This window comes from Hydrogenivirga sp. (assembly GCF_056450045.1).
The window spans coordinates 1-3,423 of record NZ_JBWONM010000018.1 but is presented as its reverse complement, the minus strand read 5'-3'; the positions used below and the strand labels follow the sequence as shown (position 1 = coordinate 3,423).

3 protein-coding genes are annotated in these 3,423 nt (G+C 52.5%); 1 reads left to right on the top strand and 2 read right to left on the bottom strand.

From position 1 onward, the window contains the following. Window positions 1-22: 22 nt before the first annotated feature. Window positions 23-1,096 (bottom strand): PilZ domain-containing protein, encoded by a 1,074-nt coding sequence (locus AC1HCM_RS00585; RefSeq protein ID WP_479459832.1) that lies wholly within the window; start codon window positions 1,094-1,096, stop codon window positions 23-25. Between the two features lie 54 nt (window positions 1,097-1,150). Here AC1HCM_RS00585 and AC1HCM_RS00580 point away from each other — a divergent pair, with 54 nt between their 5' ends. Beyond that, window positions 1,151-1,630, top strand: a complete 480-nt coding sequence (locus tag AC1HCM_RS00580; RefSeq protein WP_479459831.1) for a peroxiredoxin family protein — start codon at window positions 1,151-1,153, stop codon at window positions 1,628-1,630. Between the two features lie 30 nt (window positions 1,631-1,660). Here the strand turns inward: AC1HCM_RS00580 and recG are convergent. Beyond that, the coding region (recG, locus tag AC1HCM_RS00575; RefSeq protein ID WP_479459830.1) for an ATP-dependent DNA helicase RecG at window positions 1,661-3,423 on the bottom strand (1,763 nt) is incomplete at its 5' end.

Sequence of the window (3,423 nt, the reverse complement as noted above, 5' to 3'; positions counted from 1 at the left end):
GGTGTTCTTTCATGTTTATATATTAAGACCCCTTGAGCTCCTTGAGTATCTCAAACTGCCTCTCCATGACGTAATCACTGACTATCTCCTCCTGCCTGAGGTCAAGCTCGTAGCTCATCCCTACCCTGAAGACATCTCCCTGAGGAGTTATGTGCCTTATCAGGGCGTCCGTCCTTATCTCCCCCTTGGGAAGTCTGAAGCTAACCCTAACCACATCCCCTACCTTCAGGTCATCTGTATCCCTGAGATAAACGCCCACACCACCCACCGATATGTCAGCCATGCTCCCAACCGCCTCCCAGTCTCCCTTCTTCAGGGTAACGCTCATGGGCGCTTCTGGGATAACGCGAACGTACCTCCTCCTCTCCTGGGGAAGGTCACTAAAGCCTATTATCTCAAGGTCCATGGTTTCCCCAATCCTGTCTATATCCCTTATCACCACAGCCACTGGACGGGGAAGATTTACGTGCTTGACGAAAACCTCCTTTTCTACCTCAAAGACCTTGAACTCGCAGGGCTTTACCCGAAGGGTCCCTTCTTGCATCCTGAGGATTCTTGAGCGACATACAACCGGAACCTCCTTGTAGTAGGTGATGATCTCAATGTCCCTGTTGCCCTGGACAAACTGCTTCTCAAAGAACTCAATGGCTATCTGTCTCTCCCCCTCAACCCTCTCCTTTTCCTCCCTCGCCTCCCTGCGAAGCTCTGCGATGTATCTGGCGTAAGCCCCCTCCACTGCAGAGACGTAGGTGTCAATGAGTATGACCAAGTCCTTGACCCTGCTGTGGGGAAGCCCCTTTTCTATCACGTAATCTATGTAGTCCTTTAACATCTGCAGAAGAGCCTTTGAGAGGGCTGTGTTTATATCTATCCCGAGTTTGGCAAGCTGATAGGACAGCTCTCCGAGCTCTTCCACTGGGTCCCTCGTGAAGGAGAAGAGCATCGCATAGAGCTTGTCAACGAGGGGCTTCATGTTCTCCTTGCTCAGGACCTTTGTTCCCGAGGCTTTCAGGCTCTCCAGGAAGACCTCTCCGAACTTATCCCTATAGCCCAGAAAGAACTCTCTGTCCTCTTTGAGGTCTTCGGTTATTTCCATCCCGACTATTATGCCTTAGCCTCTGGTAAAATACTGGAGTAAGGAGGGGAAGTTATGCCGCTGAAAGTTTCCGATAGAGCTCCAAACTTCAGTTTGAGATCCTTGGGCGGTGAGGAGGTAAGTCTTGACTCTCTGGAGGGCTACAAGCTACTTGTATTCTACAAGGTCACCTGTCCCACCTGCCAGCTCACACTGCCCTTTATCCAGAAGCTCTTCAAAAGCTACGGGCACGCTGTGAGATTCCTCGGCATATCTCAGGATAGTGAGAAAGAGACGGAAAGATTTGTTCAGGATTACGGACTCACCTTCCCCCAGCTCATAGACTACCCCGACTACCCGGCATCTTTGTCCTACGATGTTCAAGTGGTTCCCACCCTCTACCTTGTAGATGAAGAAGGCAGGATATCCTTCTTACTTGAGAGCTTCGTAAAGAGCTCTCTTGAGGAGCTGAACGAGAAGCTTGCAGACCTTGCGGGCAGTGAGGTGAACCCTCTCTTTGAGGACGTGAGCGTTCCACCCTTCAAGGCTGGCTGAGGTTCCAAGAGCAGGCGTTAGGTTAACGCCTCAGGCTATGCAGCTCAGGTCAAGCTTATCCCCGTACCTGTAGAGAAGGAGTTCCCTGAGTTCCCTGTGTTTCTCAAGGCGGGGGTCCTCCTCAAGGAGCTGTCGGGCATCCTCTCTCGCATTCACGAGGACAGCCCTGTCGTGGGCTCGGGCGAGGTTGGCTATGTTGAAACCGAAGTAGCCAGACTGGGATATCCCCAGAAGCTCTCCCGGACCCCTGAGCTTCATATCCATCTCGGCAACTTCAAAGCCGTCGTTTGTTCTGACGAGAACCCTGAGCCTCCTTATCGCCTCCGCATCGCTCCTTTTCAGACTGTCGGGCACAACGAGGTAGCAGTAGGAAGGTCTATCAGACCTGCCGACCCTTCCCCTCAGCTGGTGGAGCTGGGACAAGCCGAACCTGTGGGCATCCTCAACTATCATCAGCGTAGCCTCCGGTACGTCTATTCCTACCTCAATCACCGTTGTGGAGACGAGTACATCCCCCTCCTCCTTGAACCTCTCCATCACCTCCTGCTTCTCCCTGTCGCTCATTCTCCCGTGAAGTAGCAGGACATTGCTTGAGGGGAGCATCTCTTTCCACCTTTCGTACTCCTCTGTGGCAGCTTTGAGCTCCATTTTTTCAGATTCCTCAATGAGTGGATATATCACGTAGACCTTGTTCCCCGCAGATATCTCCTCCCTGACCTTCTCAAGGAGCTTCTCCTTTTCGCTTTCGTAGAGGAGGAAGGTCCTCACCTCCTTCCTGCCGGGAGGAAGCTCGTCTATTATGGAGAGGTCAAGGTCTCCGTATATTGAAAGGGCTAAGGTCCTCGGTATGGGGGTTGCGCTCATGACGAGACAGTGGGGATAGAGCCCCTTTCCCTTCTCAAGGAGGAGCTTCCTCTGCATGACACCGAACCTGTGCTGCTCGTCTATGACGACCAAGCCGAGCCTCTCAAACTCAACCTTCTCCTGTATGAGGGCGTGGGTTCCTACCACAACCTTTACGTTCCCTTCCCTTATGTGTCTGTATAGGCTCTTCTTCTGAGAGGGCTTCAAGCTCCCCGTGAGGAGCCCGACCTCCACACCCTCCTTAGAGAAGAACTCCCTGAACTTCTCATAGTGTTGCTGGGCAAGTATCTCCGTTGGAACCATGACCGCCACCTGATAGCCCCTCCTTACCGCCGCCAGAGCTGCTCCCATCGCAACCACGGTCTTACCGCTCCCCACGTCTCCCTGCAGTAACCTGTTCATAGGGTGCTCCCTGCCCATGTCAGTCAGAATCTCCCTAAGAGCTCTCCTCTGGGCGTTGGTTAGTCGGAAGCTGAGCTTTCCCTCAAGCTCCGCTATGAACCTGTCGGGAGGGACCTCTATCCTCGGGGAACTCTCAAGCTCAGACTCCTTCTTCTTCAGGAGTAAGGAGAGCTGAAAGAGGAAAAGGTCGTCGTAGATAGCCCTCCTGTGATATAGGTCTGAAAAGCTGTTGAGGGACTTGATGTCTATGCCTTCGGGCAGATGAAGGCTCAAGATGGTTTCGTCAATCTCCGGAAAGCCGTACTTCTTTCTTATACGGTCAGGAAGGTACTCGGGAAGATACCTGGCGGTCCTCTGGACTATCTTGCGAAGGGAGGCTGTTATCCTTCTGTGGCGTGTTTTTGAGGATATCTTCGTTATCTCGCCCTTGCTCCTTATGTAGTATATCGGGAATATCCTTCCGTACTCATCCTCCTCAAGGAGCTCTGGATGAACCATGTACTTCTCCCCTCTGAAGGACTTCAGCT

Bases quoted from the DNA above. Each gene is read 5' to 3' on its own strand.
- AC1HCM_RS00585 (WP_479459832.1), bottom strand. From the start codon at position 1,096: ATGGAAATAACCGAAGACCTCAAAGAGGACAGAGAGTTCTTTCTGGGC.
- AC1HCM_RS00580 (WP_479459831.1), top strand. From the start codon at position 1,151: ATGCCGCTGAAAGTTTCCGATAGAGCTCCAAACTTCAGTTTGAGATCC.